Source organism: Falsiroseomonas tokyonensis, from assembly GCF_019024325.1.
In the GTDB taxonomy this organism is placed as follows: Bacteria; Pseudomonadota; Alphaproteobacteria; order Acetobacterales; family Acetobacteraceae; genus Falsiroseomonas; species Falsiroseomonas tokyonensis.
Genome location: NZ_JAFNJS010000005.1, coordinates 369282 through 388349, shown reverse-complemented (window position 1 = coordinate 388349; position 19068 = coordinate 369282). Strand labels below are relative to the sequence as shown.

Genomic DNA, 19068 nt, shown 5'->3' with positions numbered 1-19068 from the left:
GTCCAGCATACTCCCGGCGGCCCCCATGCGTCACCTGCGGCCGCATCGTGAATTGCCTCGGCCCGCCTGCGGGCTGTAGGCAATAAACCAACCGCATGAGAAGGAGACCGCCAATGCCCAGCCAGCCCGAAGGCGAGGCTTCCGACTCCGGCCAGGGGCCGGCGACGCTGGATGACCAGGCGCTTGCCCAGGTGCAAGGCGGCTTCGGCATTTCGGGCTTCCAGGGTGGCGGAGGGTCCAAGCCCGAGGATCAGGGCGTCGGTGCGGCCGGCTCGTCCGGTGGCGCCACGGACCAGCAGCAGGATTTCATCGAGGAGTACCTCGAGACGGTGCAGGAGCTGATGGACAAGCTGCAGGACATCCAGCAGCAGCAGCAGGGCGATACCCCGCCGATCACCCGCCCCTGATCAACGCCGCGCCGCCAGCGCCATCAGCAGCCGCTCCGGCGTCGCCGGCAGGTCCAGCCCCTCCACGCCGATCGCATCCTTCAGCGCGTTGGCCACGCTGATCGCCAGCAGCAGGGGCGGCTCGCCCACCGCCTTGGAGCGGAAGATGGTCTCGCTGCGCGCCGGCGCGCCTTCCAGCAGCCGCACGTTGAACACCGGCGGCACGTCGCGGGAGCCGGGGATCTTGTAGGTGGATGGGCCCACTGTGCGCAGCCGGCCGGCCTGGTCCCACCACAGCTCCTCGCAGGTCAGCCAGCCCAGGCCCTGCACGAAGGCGCCCTCGATCTGGCCGCGATCCACGGCCGGATTCAGGCTGCGGCCGCAATCCTGGACGATGTCGGTGCGCAGGCAGCGGTGCTCGCCGGTCAGCGTATCGACGATGACCTCGGAGACCGCGGCACCGTAGGAGAAGTAGAAGAAGGGCTTGCCGCGCATGGTCGCGCGGTCCCAGTGGATGTCCGGTGTGCGGTAGAAGCCGGTGGAGGATAGCGAGACCCTTTCCAGGAAGCAGAGCTTTGCGAGCTCGCCGAATTCCAGGAAGCGGTTGCCGCCGACCTGCTCGGCCCAGACGCGGTTGTCGGCGAAGATCACCGCCTCCACCGGAATGCCGAAGCGCCTGGCCGCCACCTCCGCCATGCGGCCCTTGATCGTCTGCGCGGCATTGTGCGCGGCCCAGCCATTCAGGTCGCTGCCGGTGCTGGCGGCGGTGGGGGCGGTATTCGGCACCTCCGCGGTGCTGGTCGCGGTGATGGCGATGCGGTCGAGGTCGGTGCCGAAGACGTCGCAGACCACCTGCGCCACCTTCACGAAGAGCCCCTGCCCCATCTCCGTGCCGCCATGGTTCAGCCGGATCGAGCCATCGGAGTAGACATGCACCAGCGCGCCCGCCTGGTTCAGATGCATCACGCCGAAGGAGATGCCGAAGGCCAGCACCATGGAGCCCAGCCCGCGCCGCAGCGTGGGATGCGTGGCGTTGAAGGCCGCGATCTCCCCGCGCCGGCGGTCCCAGTCGCTGTCGCGCTTTGCCTCCGCCCAAACGCGGGCGATGAGGTCGCCCTCCACCGCCTGGCCATAGGGCGTCTCCTCCCCCTTGCCCGGCGCGCCGAGGAAATTGCGCGCGCGCACCTCCTCCGGCGGCAGGCCGCAGGCGGCGGCGATGCGGTGCACCACATCCTCCATCAGCAGCGCGCCCTGCGGCCCGCCGAAGCCGCGGAAGGCGGTGTGGGAGACGGTATTGGTCTTCACTGCGCAGGCGGTCAGCGCCACGTCGGCCACGTCGCAGCAGTTCAGCGCATGGGTGACGGCGCGGAAGACGACGCCGGGCGACATGTCGACGGACCAGCCGCCATCCGCCGCCAGCAGCGCCTCCAGCCCCAGCACGCGGCCCTGGTCATCAAAACCCGCGGTCCAGCGATAGAGGAAGGGGTGGCGCTTGCCGGTGGCGAGCATGTCGGCCCGCCGCGACAGCCGCAGCTTCACGGGCCGGCCGGTATGCCGCGCGGCCAGCGCGGCGGCGGCGGCGACCCAGCTCGCATTGCTCTCCTTGCCACCAAAACCGCCGCCCATGCGGCGGCAGGTGACGGTGACGCCGTTGCAGGCGCCGCCGAGCACGCGCGCCACCACATGCTGCACTTCGGAGGGATGCTGGGTGGAGGAGAGCACGGCGATCTCGCCATCCTCACCAGGTGTGGCGATGGCGATCTGGCCTTCGAGGTAGAAATGCTCCTGCCCGCCGGCTCGGAATTCCGCTTCCATCCGGCGCGGCGCCGCGGCGATGGCGCGGGCCGCATCGCCGCGCGCCAGCAGTTGCGGCGGCACCACATAGTTTTCGCGCTCCAGCGCAGCCTCGATGCTCAGTACTGGCTCCAGCGGCGCGATCTCGGCGCGCACCGCCGCGGCCGCGCGCAGTGCCACGTCGCGCGTGGTGGCCACCACCATGGCCAGCGGCTGGCCAGCGAATTCCACGAGGGGGTCGGCAAAGAGCGGCTCGCCATGGCCGGAGGCGGCGATGTCGTTCTCGCCGGAAATGTCGCGCGGGCCGAGCACGGCGACGACGCCGGGCATCGCCAGGGCGGCGGCGGTGTCGAGCGAAACCACCGTGCCATGCGCAACGGCCGACAGCACCAGCGCGGCATGCAGCGTGCCGGCGGCCTCCGCCGCGTCATCGGCGAAGCGCGCCTCGCCCGTGGTGTGCTTCAGCGCGCTGTCATGCCGCAGTGCCGCGCCCATGCCCTTCATGGCGCGTAGTCCGCGACGTCGAGGGCGAGATCCGGCTGCGCGGCCCGCAGCTGCAGCCGCCGCAAGAGCCCTTGCGCGACCATCAGCCGGTAGGCCGCGCTGCCGCGCCAGTCGGATTGCGGCGCGATGTCCTCGGCCAGCGCCTCGGCCGCCGCCGCCAGGGCCGCCGCATCCAGCCGGCGCCCGCGCAGCGCCGCCTCCGCCCGCCTGGCGCGCGCCGCCATCGGACCGACGCCGCCGAAGGCGAGGACGGCCTCGGCCACCCTTTCCCCCTCCAGCCGCAGCCTGAAGGCGGCACCGACGGTTGCGATATCCTGGTCGTGCCGCTTGCTGACCTTCTCGCAGACAAACAACTCGCCCGGTGCCGGGCGCGGCAGGGTGACGGAGACCACCACCTCATCCGCCGCCAGGTCGTTCACCCGGTAGCCCTTAAGGAAATCCTCCACCGCCAGCACGCGCCTGCCCCGGACAGAGGCCAGCGTCACCTGCGCCCCCAGCGCCAGCAGCGGCGGCAGCGCATCACCGATCGGCGAGGCCGTGCCCAGATTGCCCCCCAGCGTGCCGAGGCCCCGGATCTGCCGCGACCCCAGCCGGGCCAGCAGCGTGGCGAAGGGCGCGAAGCCAGGCTCCTGCCGGAACAGCGCCAGCAGGCGGGCATAGGAGACGGCGGCGCCGGTCTCGATGGCATCCGGAGTCGCCCGCAGCGCGTGCAGCTCCGGCACGCCCAGCAGGCAGATCACCTCCGCCGGCCGTTCCCGATGGTCGGAGACGCGCAGGCCGAGATCGGTGCCGCCGGCCAGCAGCCAGGCCTCGGGATGCGCCGCGCGCAGCGCCAGCAGCGCCTCCAGCGTCACCGGCCGGTGGAAGACCTGGCCCGGCGCCTCGAAACGCACGGCCTCCGGCGCGGGCAGGTCGGGCGCGGCTCCGCAGTCATCCGCAAGCCCGGCAAAGACCTCGAGGATGGGGCGGTAGCCGGTGCAGCGGCACAGGTTGCCGGCGAGTGCCTCATGCACCTCCCCGCCCTCCCGCGCATGCGCCCAGGCGGTCATGACGATGCCGGGCGTGCAGAAGCCGCATTGGGTGCCGTCGCTTTCGGCCATGGCGCGCTGGATCGGGTGCGGTCCGCCATCGGCGCCGCGCAGCCCCTCCACCGTGCGGATCGCCTGGCCGTGCATCTGGCCAAGCAGCGCCAGGCAGGCATTGATCGGCGTGCGGGCGCCCTCCGTACCCTCCAGCACCACGGTGCAGGCGCCGCAATCGCCCTCCGCGCAGCCTTCCTTGGTGCCGGGCAGCACCGCCGGGCCGCGCAGCCAGTCGAGCAGGGTCAGGGTCGGAGAGGTGCCGGGCGGCAGGCTGACCTGCCGCCCGTTCAGGACAAAGGCGATGGCGCTCATGCGCCGAGGATAAGCAAAAGCCGGGCCTCCCGCCTACTCGGGCGGCGCCTCCTCCAGCAGCCGCGCGGCGATGGTCACCAGCCCGCGCAGCGGCACCGGCAGCCAGGCGGGGCGATTGGCCAGCTCATAACCCACCTCATAGGCGGCCTTCTCCACCAGGAAGAGGTCGAGCGCCGCCGCCGCGCCCGGCGCCACCGGCCCAGCCTCGGCTTCCCAGGTCGCGTTGTAGGAGGCCAGGAAGGCCGCCTCCGCCGCCTGCCGCCAGCGCGTGATCAGCGCGGCGCGGCGCGGCGTGGGGGCGGCGGTCGCGGTGCCGGATTCCTCCGTCGCGGCGGCCACCGCGGCGGCATAGTCCAGGCTGCGCAGCAGGCCGGCCACGTCGCGCAGCGCGCTGGATTTCGCGCGCCTGGCATCCAGCGGCCGCGCCGGCTCGCCCTCGAAGTCCAGGATCACGGCATCGCCCGGCGCCACCAGCACCTGGCCGAGGTGGAAATCGCCATGGATCCGGGTGGCGGACAGCGCCTCCGCCGCCGGCGGACTCCTGCGGATCTGCGCCAGCAGCGCGTCCCTGCGCTGCAGGAGCCAGGCGGCCAGCGGAGCCGCCTCACCCTCCACCGCGGTGCGGCCGAGCTGGTCCAGGCTGCGGGTGAGCATCTCCTCCGTCTGCGCCACCCAGGCCGCCGTCATCGCCGCATCGGCGGGCTCCGGCGCGAAGTCGGGATCCTCCGAGGGCCGGGCGAGCACCAGGTGCAGCTGCGCCAGCCGCCGCCCGATGGCCTCCGCCAGGGGCAGGTAGCCGGCCAAAGGCTCCTCGGGCTCGGCCTCGGTCAGGGCGGCGTCATCCACCGTCCGGGCGAGCCAATCCAGCGTCCAGCCCCAGGCATCGCCCTGGTTGCGGCTGAAGGCCTGCAGCACCATCAGCGTATGCGGCTGGCCGTCCGGCCCGATGCGCACCACCTCCCCCAGCAGCGCCGGCGTGCCGGGATAGCCGGAGGCGGTGAGATGGCGCGCCATCTCGGCCTCCGGATGCCGGCCCGGCAGCACGCGGCGGAACAGCTTCAGCACCACCGCCTCGCCGATGATGACGGTGGAGTTGGACTGCTCCACGCCGAGGCGCCGCACCTCCGGCACCTCCGGCAGCGCCATCTCGCGCAGCGCCTCCGTCGCCGTGAAGCGCAGCGTGCCTTGCGGCGTCTGCAGGGTGGTGCCCGCCCGGCAGGCGGCCAGCATGGCGCGCACGAAACCGTCCACCGCCATGGCATCGGTCAGCAGGCCAACGCGCGGCCCCTGGCGCAGCCGCGCCAAGGCGAGCTGGCCGGCGGGCAGGCTCTCCTCCTCCACGCCGATGCGCGCCAGCGGCAGGGACCAGCGGCTGCCGTCCTCGGACTCGATTTCCGCCAGGATCATCAGCGGCGCGGTGTGGAAGGGCACCGCATAGGCAAATTTCGGCGGGACCGTCATCACCTGGTCCTTGGCGCCGAACCAGCGGCGGCGGCGCAGCCATTCGGGCAGCACCTCCCGTTCCAGCACCCGCCGCGCCTCCTCGATCAGGGATTGCGCGCCGCCGGCCTTCATATCGGATGGCGCCACCAGCGTGCGCAGTTCCGGCAGCGGTTCCGGCGCCGGGCTGTGCCAGGGCGGCAGCTGGGCGCCCTCGGCCAGCAGGAACCAGAAGAAGCCATAGGGCGGCAGGGTCAGCGGATAGGTTGTGCCGCCGATCGGCGGGAAGGTGGTGCCGCCCAGCATCTCCACCGGCACGCGCCCGGCCATGGAAGACAGGTCCAGCTCCACGGCCTGGGCCGCCCGTGACAGGTTGAAGACGCAGAGCACCACATCGCCCTCATGCTCGCGCAGATAGGCCAGCACCTTCCGATTGCCGGGGTAGAGCAGCCGCATGGCGCCGCGGCCGAAGGCGCGGGACCGGCGGCGCACCGCCAGCACGCGCCGCGTCCAGTTCAGCAGGCTATGCGCGTCGCGGGACTGGGTTTCGACATTGATGGCCTGATAGCCATACATCGGGTCCTGGATGGTCGGCAGCACCAGCGCCGCGGGATCGACGCGCGAAAAGCCGCCATTGCGATCCGGCGACCACTGCATCGGCGTGCGCACGCCGTCGCGGTCGCGCAGGAAGACATTGTCGCCCATGCCGATCTCGTCGCCGTAGTAGATCACCGGCGTGCCCGGCATGGACAGCAGCAGCCCGTTCATCAGCTCGATGCGCCGGCGGTCATTCTCCATCAGCGGCGACAGGCGACGGCGGATGCCGAGGTTGATGCGCGCCCGCCGGTCGGCGGCATAGACGGACCACAGCGTGTCACGCTCGGAGTCGGTGACCATCTCGAGCGTCAGCTCGTCATGGTTGCGCAGGAACACCGCCCATTGGCAGCCATCGGGGATTTCCGGCGTCTGCCGCAGGATATCCGTGATGGGGAAGCGATCCTCCTGCGCCACAGACATGTACATCCGCGGCATCAGCGGGAAGTGGAAGCACATGTGGCATTCGTCGCCATCGCCGAAATAGGCCTGCACATCCTCCGGCCACTGGTTGGCTTCGGCCAGCAGCATGCGGTTCGGGTAGCGATCCTCCAGCGCCGCGCGGATGCGCTTCAGGATGGTGTGGGTCTCGGGCAGGTTCTCGTTGTTGGTGCCGTCGCGCTCGACCAGGTAGGGCACGGCATCCAGGCGAAGCCCGTCCACGCCGAGGTCGAGCCAGAAGCGCATGACGCGCAGAACGGCTTCGAGCACCCGCGGGTTGTCGAAATTCAGGTCGGGCTGGTGGCTGTAGAAGCGGTGCCAGTAGTAGGACTTGGCCACCGGGTCCCAGGCCCAGTTGGACTTCTCGCTGTCCAGGAAGATGATGCGGGTGCCGTCGTAGCGGTTGGGGTCGTCCGACCAGACGTAGAAATCCCGCTGCCAGGACCCGGGCGGCGCATTGCGGGCGCGCTGGAACCAGGGGTGCTCGTCGCTGGTATGGTTGATCACCAGTTCCGTGATCACCTTCAGGCCGCGGGCATGGGCTTCGCGCACCAGGCGGCGGAAATCGGCCAGCTTGCCGTAATCCGGATGCACGCCGGTGTATTCGCTGATGTCGTAGCCGTCGTCGCGCCGCGGCGAGGGGTAGAAGGGCAGCAGCCAGATGGCATCCGCGCCCAGCCCGGCCACGTGGTCCAGCCGCGAGATCAGCCCGGCGAAGTCGCCGATGCCGTCGTCATTGCCGTCCATGAAGGATTTCGGATGAAGCTGGTAGATGACGGAATCGCGCCACCACTGGGCCTCGAGTTCCGCGCGCTGCCCTTCCTGCCCCTGAAGCGCCTGCCCGGGAAGCGCCTGTCCCAGCTGGGCCTGGCCCGAGGCAGCAGGCAACCGGTCGCGCGCCAAGGCGCCCGCAGCCGCGCCCGCAGCCCCGCCCGCAGATCCTTTGGCACCCCCGTCCGCCTCCGGCCGCGTCTCTGGAACCGCGGCGCCGGATGGCCCGATTGCCTGAACCTTGGTGATCGCTCCGTCAGCCATGCTTGTCCCCTCGGTCAAGCGGGCGGAACGCGATGAAGCCCATGCCGTTCCGCCTTCGGCGCCGATCTGCCACCAGAGCGGCGCCAATCCACCCAGGTTCCAATGGGGGGGAAGACGACAGGCAAGTCAATTGTCGCCAATTTTCGCCGAATGTCTCGTTATTACGACATTGGCTGAACGGCCTGCGAGGGGCCTTCCTTAGGCCTCAGCTGTTCGGGAAGCCGATGAAGACATAGCCGACCTGGCGGATGGTGATGATGCAGCGCTCGCCCAGCTCCGGCGCCAGTTTCTGGCGCAGATGCAGCACCGCGTTATCCACCGCGCGGTCCCCCGGCCGCCAGGCGCGGCGGAACACCTGCTGGGTCAGCGCCTCCCGCGTCTGCACCTCGCCCGGCATGGCGGCCAGCACCGCCAGCAGGTCGAATTCCGCCCCGGTCAGCTCCAGCTGGCTGCCATCCGGCCGCACCAGGCGCCGTTCCACCGCCTGCAGCCGCCAGCGGTCGCGGCGCGGCGCCGGCAGGGCATTGCCGGGGCGGCGGATCCGCGCGCGCAGGCGCGCCACCAATTCGCGCCCCGAGACCGGCTTCACCAGGAAATCGTCGGCGCCAAGTTCCAGCCCCAGCACGCGGTCCGTTTCCTCCCGGTTGCCGGTGACGATCAGGATCGGCGCCTCGGTCCGGGCGCGCAGTTCGGGCAGGTGCGGCAGCGTGTCCACCGGGCCCAGGCGCTGGTCCAGGATGATCGCATCCAGCCGGTGGGTCTCCACCACCGCGACGGCGGCGGCGAAGGAATTGGCGACGATGGTCCGCAGGCCGTAGCGGGCCAAATAGGCCGCCATCTCGTCCGTCAGTTCCCGCTCATCATCCGCCAGCAGCACCAGCGGCATCATCGCCTGGCCCAGCAACGCCTGGTCCTCGGCGCGCTTCTCCCGCTCCACGACCCCGGCTTCCACACCACCGCGCTGGGCGCGCATTGTCGCCGAGGTCATGCTGAGTCTCCCGGAGCGGGGGGCGTCTCCACAAATGGAGACATTTCTTGACTTAACCGTTTACCCGAAGATGTCGCACGACGTCGAGCGCCCGGCGCCGCACTTGGCAGAATTCTTAATACCAAAAGCGACAACACGCTGACGCCCCTTCGCTCCATTTATCGCCTCGCCTTCCAGGGCGGTCCGGGCCCGCCCAGGGAGCCCAGCCCCAGGGAGCCCAGCCCAGGGACCCCAGCCCAGGGACCCCAGCCCAGGGGCCGCGATGCGAGACGGAGCCAGATGATGAACCTGCCGATCGGCCTTGGCGGCCCGCGACCGCCCAGCACGCTCCGCCTGCCCCGCCTGCGTTCCGGCGAGGCGGAGCCGGTCCCGGCCGAGGGTGCCGTCCTGATCGTCGACGACGATTGGGACGTGCGGGAGGAGCTGGCCGGCGCGCTCGGCCGGCGCGGGCTGCAGGTGGTCTCGGCCGGCTCCACCGAGGCGGCGCTGGACCTGCTTCGGCGCCGTCCGGATGTCGCCGTGCTGGTCACCGATATCCGCATGCCCGGCACCGATGGCCTGGCGCTGGCCGAGACGGCGCTGCGCGGCCGCAGCCAGGCCCAGGCGCTGGAGGTGGTGCTGGTCACCGGCTATGCCTCCGCCGCCCAGGGCATGGCCGCCGCGCGCCTCGGCGCCTTCGGCACGCTGCACAAGCCGATGCGCGCGAGCGAGCTGGCCCGCATGGTGCAGGACGCGCTGGCCCGCGCCGCGCTGCGCCGCGCCGCCGTGGCCGCGGAAGCCTGGCAGGAGGCGGAGCAGGCGGCGGAGCAGTCGGCGGAGCCTGGGGCGCCATCGGCGCCCGCCTGGCTGGCCGGCGCGCCGGAGGCCAGCTGGCCGCCACGTCGCGCCAGCGGCACCATCCATGCCCCGATTGCCTGGACCCGCCGGCCCACCGCTTCCGGCCTGCTGGCGCCGATCCCGGATCCGCAGCCGCGCCAGGCGTCGCCGGCGCCCCCGCGGGCGGAACCGGCCGCCTGGGCACAGGAACTGCCGCTGAGCCCCTGCCGTGCGGCGGAGGCGCTGCTGCGGACCCTGGCCCAGCGGCTGGACCCCGCCGGCAATGGGATCGAGGGCATCGCCCGCGACCTGCACGGTCCGCTGGGCGACCTGCTGCGCGCCGCGCCGCGCCCGCCTGTTAAAGCCGGGGCGCCGCGGCGGCTGCTGCATCTGCTGGACGAGCTGATGGACCTGGTGGCGCTGCAGGCCGGGGTGGCGCAGCCGCGGCGCGCGCCGGTCTCGCCGCAGCGCCTGCTCGACCGTGTCGCCGAAGCTCTCGCGGCGCTGGGCCTGGCTTGTGACCGGCCGGCGGTGCTGCAGGCGGAGCCGGAGCGGGCCTTCCTGCTGGACGATGAAAGGCTGGCCCGCGCCATGGCGCTTCTGGGCGGCACGACGCTGGGCGGCGCGGCCGGCGGCCGGGCCGAGCTGGCGCTGGAGGCGGCCGGCGGGCAGGCGCGGCTCGACCTGCTGATCGCCTCGGGCGCCACGCAGCCGGGGGAGGAGGCGGAGGCGGCGCGGCGCCTGGCCCTCGCCATCGCCCGGCGGCTGGCGGCGCTACAGGGCGGGCGGCTGGATGCCTGGCGGATGCCAAAGGGCGGGCTGCGCGCCCGGCTGCTGATCCGCGGCTGCTAGGGCATTCCCACGCCGCGTAGCCGCGCCAGGCCACCCAGAAAACGCATCAGGGGATCCGACCCGAGCGCCGCATGCTGAGCGAATCACCCTTCCGCCGCCGCCCCCCGGCAGTGGCGCCACGGCCGCGGCTGCGGCGCGGCCTGTTCGCCCTGACCCTGGCGATGCTGCTGCTGCTGGGCCCCTCCTGCTGCCAGTTCGGCCGCTGCACCGCGCCCGCGCCCGGCGCCTGCCGGCTGGAAGACGGCGCACGGAACCCGGGCCGGGGCTCGCCGTTCGCAACGGATCATCCGGAGGATTGACCCGCCCTGACCGCCGCACGTCGCGGGGACGGGCCGGGCCCGGCCTTCAGCCAGGGAGACAGCCATGTCCGACGAGGACCGCATTCGCCAGCGTGCCCATGAGATCTGGGAGCAGGAGGGCCGCCCGCAGGGCCGGCAAGAGGCGCATTGGGCGCGCGCCAGCCGCGAGATGGCGGAGCAGGCCGCGGCCGCGCCGCCATCCGACTTGGCCGGGGCGGCGCATCACCCCGGCATCGGCGCGACGCTGACGGAAAGCCCGGCCCGGCTGGGCCCGGCGCCGGTGGTGGAGGATGATGCCGGCCCCGCCCCCGCCATGCCGCGCGCCCGATCGAAGAAGGCCGAGGCCCCGGCCGCCAGCCGTCCCTCGCGGAAGGCCCGCCGCTAAGGCGAGCCCTAGGGCGATGCCCCAGAGCCTGACCCAAGAGGTTGCCGGCTGAGGACGGGTCGCGGATTTTCGTCCCGGGCCAGGACCGGCAAGGCCGCCGATGCTGGTGGCATCCGCAGGTTGCCGGACGCCGCCAGGACGGAAAAGCCGCACTGGACCGACCCGCGGATCTCCTGGGTCAGGCTCTCAGTAGATGTCGGGCTCCGGCGTCGCCTCCCCGGCCTCCAGGAAGCGCAGGTCGCAGCCCACATCCGCCTGGGTCACCTGGTCCAGGTACATGGAAGTCCAGCCGCGCGCATAGCGGCGGGTGGGGGCCTGCCAGGCGGCCTGGCGGCGGGCCAGCTCGGCCTCCTCCACCAGCAGGTCCAGCTTGCGGTTCGGCACGTCCAGCCGGATCAGGTCGCCCTCTCGCACCAGGGCCAGGGGCCCGCCGACATGGCTTTCGGGCGCCACATGCAGCACGCAGGTGCCGTAGCTTGTGCCGGACATGCGGGCATCGGACAGGCGCACCATGTCCCGCACCCCCTGCTTCAGCAGCTTCTGGGGGATCGGCATCATGCCCCATTCCGGCATGCCGGGGCCGCCCTGGGGCCCGGCGGAGCGCAGCACCAGAACGCTGTCGGCCGTCACATCGAGGTCCGGATCGTCCAGGCGCTTCTTCAGGTCCGCGTAGTTCTCGAAGACCACGGCCGGGCCGGTATGGCTCAGCAGCCGCGGATCGGCCGCACTGGTCTTGATGACGGCGCCACGCGGCGCCAGCGAGCCCTTCAGCACGGCGAGCCCGCCCTCCGCCTGCAGCGGGCGGTCGAGCGGTCGGATGATCTCCGCGTTGAAGACATCGGCGCCGGCGATGTCTTCGCCCAGCGTGGCGCCGGAGACCGTCTTCGCGCTGAGGTCCAGATGGGGTGAGAGCCGGTTCAGGAAGGCGCGGCTGCCACCGGCGAAGAAGAAGTCCGCCATCAGGTAGGTGTCGCCATTTGGGCGCAGATTGGCGATCAGCGGCACGCGGCGGCTGATGGCGTCGAAGCGCTCCAGATCCAGCTCCAGCCCGGCGCGGCGTGCCATGGCGATGATGTGGATGATGGCATTGGTCGATCCGCCGAAGGCCATGGTGGCGGCCACGGCATTGTCGATGCTGCCCTGGCTCAGCAGCTTTGCCGGCGTCTCATCATCCCAGACCATCTCGACGATGCGCTTGCCCGAATCGGTCGCCATGCGGGGATGCGCGGAATCGGCGGCCGGGATCGAGCTGGCGCCGGGCAGGGTCAAGCCCATCGCCTCCACCGCCAGCATCATGGTGGCCGCCGTGCCGGCGGTCATGCAGGTGCCGAAGGAGCGGGCCATGCCGCCCTCCATGTCCTTCCACTGCGCCGGCGTGATGGTGCCGGCCCGCAGCTCCGCATGGTATTTCCAGGCGTCGGACCCCGAGCCCAGCGTCTTGCCGCGCCAGCTGCCGCTGTTCATCGGCCCGGCGGGGACGAAGATGAAGGGCAGCCCGGCCGAGAGCGCGCCCATCACCAGGCCGGGCGGCGTCTTGTCGCAGCCGCCCAGCAGCACCAGCCCGTCGCAGGGCTGGCTGCGGGCCAGTTCCTCCGTCTCCATGGCCAGCAGGTTGCGATAGAGCATGCTGGTGGGCTTCATGTACTGCTCGGTGACCGGATGCGCCGGTAGTTCCACCGGGAAGCCGCCGGCCTGCCAGACGCCGCGCTTCACCTCCTCCGCCCGGGTGCGGAAATGGAAGTGGCAGGGGCTCAGCTCCGACCAGGTGTTGATGATCCCGATCACCGGCTTGCCGCGGAAATCGGATTCCGAAAAACCCATCTGCAGCATGCGGGACCGGTGGCCGAAGGCGCGCAGATCGTCCACGCCGTACCAGCGATGGCTGCGCAGATCCTCCGGCCGCTTCCGGCTGCCCCTGGTGCCTTCCGCCATGCGTTTCTTCCCCTGTGGGCAGGCTGCCCTACAAAACAATACCCTCGGCAATCTGCCAGGAGCGCCCTTCGCCGAACAGCCCGCCAGCCCCGCGACGGGGTTTGGGGCCGCTTGACCCTGCGCGCGCCGCCTTACAGTTTCGCGGCCAGCCTGCCGCCCGTCGGAGACATGATGGCCCTTCTGCTGCCACGCCGCCCCCTGAAGGCGATGTTCATCCACCAGAACTTCCCGGGCCAATACGCCCATCTCGCCCCCGCTCTGGCGCAGCGGCAGGGGGTGCAGGTCTGGGGGGTGGGGGAGAAGCCGGGCTATGCCGCGCCGGGGGTGAACTACATCGCCTATGGCCAGCCGAAAGGCGCCGGGGACCAGACCCACCGCTACCTGCGCTCGCTGGAAGCCTCCACCCGCCGTGGCCAGCACCTGGCCAACAAGCTGGTGCAGCTGCGCGACAAGGGGCTGAAGCCGGACATCATCGTCTGCCACCCCGGCTGGGGCGAGGGCCTGTTCCTGAAGGACGTCTTCCCGCAGGCGCGCACGCTGTTCTACTGGGAATTCTACTACAATTCGGTCGGCCAGGACCTGGGCTTCGATCCGGATCAGCAGGTGGGGCTGGACGATGCGGCGCGCATCCGCGTGCTGAACGCCACCCAGCTGATCTCCCTGCAGGCCGCCGACTGGGGCATCAGCCCGACGCGCTGGCAGTGGTCGCGCTACCCGGACTGGGCGCGGCGCCGGATCTCCTGCCTGCATGAGGGCGTGGATACGCAGCGCTGCGCGCCCGATCCGCAGGCGGTGTTCCGCATGGCGGGCGGGCGCGAATTCCGCCGGGGCGACGAGGTGATTTCGTATGTCGCGCGCAACCTGGAGCCCTATCGCGGCTTCCCCAGCTTCATGCGCGCCCTGCCCCGGCTGCAGCGCGAACGCCCGAAGCTGCAGACCGTCATTGTCGGCGGCAACGAGATCTCCTACGGCCGCAAGCCGGAGGGGGCGGAGAACTGGAAGGCGAAGATGCTGGCGGAGCTGGAAGGTCAGCTCGACCTGTCACGCATCCACTTCACCGGCCGCGTCGCGCATGACGATTTGCACCAGCTGTTCCGCGTGACGCGGGCGCATGTCTATCTGACCTATCCCTTCGTGCTGTCCTGGTCGATGCTGGAAGCCATGGCCTGCGGCGCGCTGATCGTCGGCTCCGAGACCCGGCCGGTGACCGAGGTGGTGCAGCACGGCCGCAACGGCCTGCTGGCCCCCTTCTTCGAGCCCGACACCCTGGCGAAGACGGTGCTGAAGGTGCTGGCGGATCCGGAAGGCCATGCCGGGCTGGCCGCCCAGGGCCGCGCCGACATCATCGCCCGCTACGACCTGCGCAGCATATGCCTGCCGCGGCAGCTCGACCTGGTGGAGAAGCTGGCGGCGGGCGGGGAGCCGGAGCCGGAGCGGGAGGATTAGGCGATTGCGTGGAATCCGGGCCGCGGCCGCGGCGGCGACCTTCCCGCAAGGCCTTGGTTGTATTATGAAACGATTTGTCTCGCGATAGGTGTATCTGCGGCGGAGACGTTCCAGAACGCTCCTGATTGAGATGATGGGACCCGCGCAGCGCGCGCCGAGGTCACCCGCAGGCCTGAGCCAATGGTCAGAGAGGAGAGGTCGCCATGCCGGACGGGATCGGGCCGCCAGCCGCCGAGGTCCGCCGCGCCGGCAATGTCGAGGCCGCGGCCTTCGCCATCGAGGGCCCGCTTCTGGTGTCCGTGCGCCGCTTCGCCGATGCGCGCGGCGCCTTCGTCGAGACCTATTCGCGCCGGGACTTCGCCGCCATCGGCATCGGCGATGAATTCGTCCAGGACAACCAGTCCCTCTCGGTGGCCATCGGCACGGTGCGCGGCCTGCATTTCCAGGTGAACCCGCATGCGCAAGGCAAGCTCATCCGGGTTCTGCGCGGCCGCATCCTCGATGTGGCGGTGGACCTCCGCGCCGCCTCGCCCAGCTTCGGCCGGCATGTGGCGGTGGAGCTTTCGGCCGCGGACGGCCGGATGATGTGGGTGCCGCCCGGCTTCGCCCATGGCTTCGCGACGCGGGAGGAGGAGACGGAGGTCGCCTACAAGGTCACCGCCCTCTATGCGCCGGACTGCGACCGGTCGCTGGCCTGGGACGACCCGGCGCTCGGCATCGACTGGGGCCTGGCCGGCGTCGCCGCCACGCTGTCGGACAAGGACCGCCGGGCGCCGCGCCTGGCCGATCTCGGGCCGGCCTTCTGATGCGCATCCTGGTCGCGGGCCGCCAGGGCCAGGTGGCGCAGGCGCTGCTGCGACGCTTCGCCGGGCATGAGGTGGTGGCGCTGGAGCCGCCGGAGCTGGACCTGACGGAGGACTCCTCCGTCGCCCGCGCGATGCGCGCGGCGGCGCCGGAGCTGGTGGTGAATGCCGCCGCCTATACCGCGGTGGACCGCGCCGAGGACCAGGAGGCGCTGGCCTTCGCGGTGAACCGGGACGGCGCCGCGCGCCTCGCCGCCGCGGCGGCGGCGATCGGCGCGCCCTTCGTGCATTTCTCCACCGACTATGTCTTCGACGGGCGGAAGGGCGCGCCCTATCTGGAGACCGACGCCCCCTCCCCCCTCGGCGTCTATGGCCGCAGCAAGGCGGAAGGGGAAGGCGCGGTTCTGGCGGCCAACCCCCGCAGCGTGGTGCTGCGCACCGCCTGGGTCTGCAGCGCGGATGGCGCCAATTTCGTCAAGACCATGCTGCGCCTGGCGGCGGAGCGGGAGGAGCTGCGCGTGGTGGCGGACCAGCACGGCGCGCCGACCTTCGCCGCCGACCTGGCCGAGGCCGTGGCCGCCATGGCCCCCCGCCTGCTGGCAGCGCCGGCCGGCGACGCCGCCTTCGGCCTGTTCCACCTGACCGGCGCACCGCATACCACCTGGCACGGCTTCACCGCCGAAATCCTGGACCAGGCGGCGCAACGCGGGCACAAGCGGCCGAGACTTGCCGCCATCGCAACGACGGACTACCCGACACGCGCCGCCCGTCCCGCCGATGGGCGGCTCGATTGCAGCCACATTCGCCGGGTACATGGCATCCAGCCGGCCGATTGGCGTCGGTCTCTGGCGCTGTGCCTGGATGCGCTGGTCGGACCAGCTGGGGAGAATGGGCTATGAAGGGCATCGTGCTGGCTGGCGGATCGGGCACGCGCCTGCACCCGGCGACACTCGCCGTCTCGAAGCAGCTGCTGCCGGTCTTCGACAAGCCGATGGTCTACTACCCGCTCTCGGTGCTGATGCTGGCCGGGATCCGGGAGATCATGATCATCTCCACCCCGCACGACCTGCCGCTGTTCCAGCGCCTGCTGGGGGATGGCGCGCGCTGGGGCCTGAAGCTGGAATACGCCGAGCAGGACAAGCCGCGCGGCATCGCCCATGCCTTCGTCCTGGCCGAGGATTTTCTCGCAGGCGAACCCTCCGCCCTGGTGCTGGGGGACAACCTGTTTCATGGCCACGACCTGGAGGCACGGCTGCGGGAAGCGCAGGAGAATGCGGCCAGCCAGGGCGCCACCGTCTTCGCCTATCGCGTGGCCGACCCGCACCGCTACGGCGTGGTGGAGTTCGATGGCGAAAGCCGCGCCCAGACCATCGAGGAAAAGCCCACCCGGCCGCGCTCCGACTGGGCGGTGACGGGGCTGTATTTCTACGATGGCCGCGCCGCCGCGCTGGCCAAGGCCCTCGTCCCCTCCCCGCGCGGGGAGCTGGAGATCACCGACCTCAACCGCGTCTATCTGGAAGAAGGCTCGCTGCGCGTGGTGCGGCTCGGCCGCGGCTATGCCTGGCTCGACACCGGCACGCATGACAGCCTGCTGGAGGCCGGCGAATTCGTCCGCGCCATCGAGAAGCGCACCGGGCAGAAGGTGGCAGCCCCCGAGGAAGTGGCCTGGCGGATGGGCTTCATCGATGGCGATGCGCTGCGCGCCCTGGCCGCGCCGCTGCGCAACAGCGGCTACGGCACCTATCTGGAAGGGCTGCTGGCCCGCGAGGATCAGTGATGGCGGAAGGCGGCCAGCACGCCGCCCGGCTGGACCCGCAGGCCGGGGCGGAAGCGGTCCGCCACTGACCGGCACGGGGCTGGGCGCAGGGCCTCGCACCCTGCATTTTCCATTCCGGGCGCGTGCCCGGCCTCCGGCGCTTGCCTATCCGGGATTCGTTGCGGCGCGCGCCGCGTGACTGAATTGCGGCGCAAGTCACGCCTCGGCTGCATGGCGCCCCTCCAAAGGGATGCTGGTGCTTTCCGCTCCAAGGGCGCAGGAAGCCCGCCCTCCTCCGCTATCCCGGGTTGACCTTCGCCTGATGACCTCGACCGAGCCCTCCGCCGAGGCGCTGCGGCTTTCCGCACTCGACCGCTACGACATCCTCGATACGGAGTCCGAGCAGGCCTTCGACGATATCGTTCGCATCGCATCTCAGATTTGCGACGTACCGATTGCCATCGTCAGCCTGGTCGGGGCGGACCGGCAGTGGTTCAAGGCGCGGGTCGGCCTGCCCGCCGAGGGCACGCCGCGCAGCCAATCGGTCTGCGCCCATGCCATCCAGGGCCGCAGCCTGTTCCAGATCACCGACCTGGAGGCGGATGACCGCACGCGGGCGAACCCGCTGGTGACCGAGGAGCCGCATCTGCGCTTCTATGCCGGCGCGGTGCTGGAAACGCCGGATGGCCACGCGCTCGGCACGCTTTGCGTCATCGATACCGCGCCGCGCCCCGGCGGCCTCACCGAACAGCAGGCGGAAGCGCTGCTGGCCCTGTCGCGGCAGGTGATGGCGCAGCTCGAGCTCCGCCGCAGCGCCCGTGCGGAGGCCGCCAACCGCCGGATGCTGGAGGCGACGCTGGAGCGGCTGGTGGCCAGCGAGGCGCGCTGGCGCGCGCTGTTCGGGAATATGCGCGAGGGCTTCCTGGTGGGGGAGCTGCTGCGCGATGCCGAGGGCCGCGCCTGCGATGCCCGGCTGATGGAAAGCAATGGCGCCTTCCTCGAACAGGCCAACCTCTTGCCTTGCGCCATGGGCACGCGGCTGCGCGAGCTGCCCTGGGGCGCCGATCCCGCGCTGCTCGGCCAGCTGGTACGCACGGTGGAGACCGGTGCGCCGCAGGCCTTCGAATGGCGCCTGCCGGACCGGCACCGCTGGTTCGAGGTGCGCAGCGCGCCGGAGCAGGGCGACCGCTTCTCCTGCCTCGTGCTCGATATCACCGATCGCAAGGCGAGCGAGCAGGCGCTGCTGCTGAAGGACGAAAGGCTGCAGATGGCGCTCGATGCCTCGGGCAGCGTCGGGCTCTGGGACTGGCCGGTGGAGACCAACCGACTGACCGGGGATGCGCGCTTCGCCCGCCTCTACGGGCTGCCGCTGGACCGGACCGCCTCCGGCCTGACCATGGAGGAATACCAGGAATTCGTCGTCCCCGAGGACATCGCCCCGCTGCGCGAGAGAATCCGCGCGGTCTTCGAGGAAGGGGCCGATTTCCGCGTGGAATACCGCGTGGCCCCGCCCGGCAGGACGCTGCGCTGGGTGGAATGCCGCGGCCGGCTGGTGCGGGACGAGGAGGGCCGGCCGCTGCGCTTTTCCGGCACCGCGGTGGACATCACCGACCGCCGCAGCCGGGAGGAGCAGAAGCAGCTGCTGATGGAGGAGCTGTCGCACCGGGTGAAGAACACCTTCGCCATGGTCCAGGCCCTGGCGATCCAGACGCTGCGCGATGCCGATCCGGAGGCCTCGCATTCGCTGCAGAGCCGTCTGGCGACGCTCAGCCGCGCGCATGACGTGCTGGTGCAGACCAGCTGGTCCGCCACCACGCTGCACCGGCTGCTGGACACGGTGCTGCGGCTGGAGACGGAGGGCGCGCGATTCCGGCTCGCGGGGAACGACTTCAGCATCGGCTCGCGCGCCGCGCTATCGCTTTCCCTGCTGCTGCATGAGCTGGCGACCAATGCGGTGAAATACGGCGCATTGAGCCGCGAGCAGGGCCTGGTGGCGATCGACTGGCGGATCGAGGACGGGCGCTTCCTGATGCGCTGGCGCGAGAGCGGCGGCCCGCCGGTGCGCATGCCGGCGGAAACCGGCTTCGGCGCCCGGCTGATCCGCATGGGCATCTGCGGATCGCGCCATGCGGATCTCCGCTTCGATCCCGGCGGCCTGCAGGCGGAATTCGCCGCCGATCTTTCGATGGTCTCGGAGGACTAG

At 71.3% G+C, this 19068-nt stretch carries 14 protein-coding genes; 9 read left to right on the top strand and 5 right to left on the bottom strand.

Annotation, left to right across the window (positions count from 1 at the left end; translation table 11 throughout):
- Positions 1-113: 113 nt before the first annotated feature.
- Positions 114-407: a hypothetical protein gene (locus tag J3S20_RS18645; RefSeq protein WP_216838005.1), complete on the top strand. Its 294-nt coding sequence runs from the start codon at positions 114-116 to the stop codon at positions 405-407.
- Here J3S20_RS18645 and xdhB read toward each other — a convergent pair whose 3' ends face one another.
- The 4 genes from xdhB to J3S20_RS18625 all read right to left on the bottom strand — a co-directional run bounded on the left by xdhB (position 408) and on the right by J3S20_RS18625 (position 8576).
- The gene (gene xdhB, locus J3S20_RS18640) at positions 408-2684 is read right to left on the bottom strand and encodes a xanthine dehydrogenase molybdopterin binding subunit (RefSeq protein ID WP_216838004.1); all 2277 of its coding nucleotides are present in this window, start codon (positions 2682-2684) and stop codon (positions 408-410) included. It abuts the gene before it with no gap.
- Entirely contained in the window at positions 2681-4078 is a 1398-nt protein-coding gene (locus tag J3S20_RS18635; RefSeq protein ID WP_216838003.1) for an FAD binding domain-containing protein, read from the bottom strand. Before J3S20_RS18635 ends, xdhB begins: the two co-directional genes overlap by 4 nt.
- Before the next feature lie 33 nt (positions 4079-4111).
- Positions 4112-7300: a maltose alpha-D-glucosyltransferase gene (treS, locus tag J3S20_RS18630; protein ID WP_408872051.1), complete on the bottom strand. Its 3189-nt coding sequence runs from the start codon at positions 7298-7300 to the stop codon at positions 4112-4114.
- 493 nt (positions 7301-7793) lie between these two features.
- The gene (locus tag J3S20_RS18625; protein ID WP_216838002.1) at positions 7794-8576 is read right to left on the bottom strand and encodes a response regulator transcription factor; all 783 of its coding nucleotides are present in this window, start codon (positions 8574-8576) and stop codon (positions 7794-7796) included.
- A gap of 279 nt (positions 8577-8855) precedes the next feature.
- On the opposite strand from J3S20_RS18625, the gene J3S20_RS18620 reads away from it, so the two are divergent.
- The 3 genes from J3S20_RS18620 to J3S20_RS18610 all read left to right on the top strand — a co-directional run bounded on the left by J3S20_RS18620 (position 8856) and on the right by J3S20_RS18610 (position 10928).
- Positions 8856-10244 carry a response regulator gene (locus J3S20_RS18620; RefSeq protein WP_216838001.1) on the top strand — a complete coding sequence of 463 codons (1389 nt, stop codon included), beginning with the start codon at positions 8856-8858 and terminating at the stop codon, positions 10242-10244.
- Between the two features lie 71 nt (positions 10245-10315).
- A complete protein-coding gene (locus tag J3S20_RS18615) occupies positions 10316-10543 on the top strand; it encodes a hypothetical protein (protein WP_216838000.1) in 228 nt (75 codons plus the stop codon).
- A 64-nt stretch (positions 10544-10607) separates the two neighbouring features.
- Positions 10608-10928 carry a DUF2934 domain-containing protein gene (locus tag J3S20_RS18610; protein ID WP_216837999.1) on the top strand — a complete coding sequence of 107 codons (321 nt, stop codon included), beginning with the start codon at positions 10608-10610 and terminating at the stop codon, positions 10926-10928.
- A gap of 186 nt (positions 10929-11114) precedes the next feature.
- Here the strand turns inward: J3S20_RS18610 and araD are convergent, their stop codons facing one another.
- The gene (gene araD / locus J3S20_RS18605; RefSeq protein ID WP_216837998.1) at positions 11115-12860 is read right to left on the bottom strand and encodes an L-arabinonate dehydratase; all 1746 of its coding nucleotides are present in this window, start codon (positions 12858-12860) and stop codon (positions 11115-11117) included.
- A 168-nt stretch (positions 12861-13028) separates the two neighbouring features.
- Here araD and J3S20_RS18600 point away from each other — a divergent pair, with 168 nt between their 5' ends.
- From J3S20_RS18600 to J3S20_RS18580, 5 genes are all read left to right on the top strand, one after another.
- Positions 13029-14306, top strand: coding sequence for a glycosyltransferase family 4 protein (locus J3S20_RS18600; RefSeq protein WP_246602978.1), 1278 nt, complete (start codon positions 13029-13031; stop codon positions 14304-14306).
- 203 nt (positions 14307-14509) lie between these two features.
- Entirely contained in the window at positions 14510-15112 is a 603-nt protein-coding gene (rfbC, locus tag J3S20_RS18595) for a dTDP-4-dehydrorhamnose 3,5-epimerase (protein WP_216837997.1), read from the top strand.
- Entirely contained in the window at positions 15112-16008 is an 897-nt protein-coding gene (gene rfbD / locus J3S20_RS18590; RefSeq protein ID WP_216837996.1) for a dTDP-4-dehydrorhamnose reductase, read from the top strand. The genes rfbC and rfbD overlap by 1 nt, the downstream gene beginning before the upstream one ends.
- Positions 16005-16886, top strand: a complete 882-nt coding sequence (rfbA, locus tag J3S20_RS18585; RefSeq protein ID WP_216837995.1) for a glucose-1-phosphate thymidylyltransferase RfbA — start codon at positions 16005-16007, stop codon at positions 16884-16886. Before rfbD ends, rfbA begins: the two co-directional genes overlap by 4 nt.
- A 301-nt stretch (positions 16887-17187) precedes the next feature.
- On the top strand, positions 17188-19068 hold the full coding sequence (locus tag J3S20_RS18580) for an HWE histidine kinase domain-containing protein (RefSeq protein WP_216837994.1): 1881 nt from the start codon (positions 17188-17190) through the stop codon (positions 19066-19068).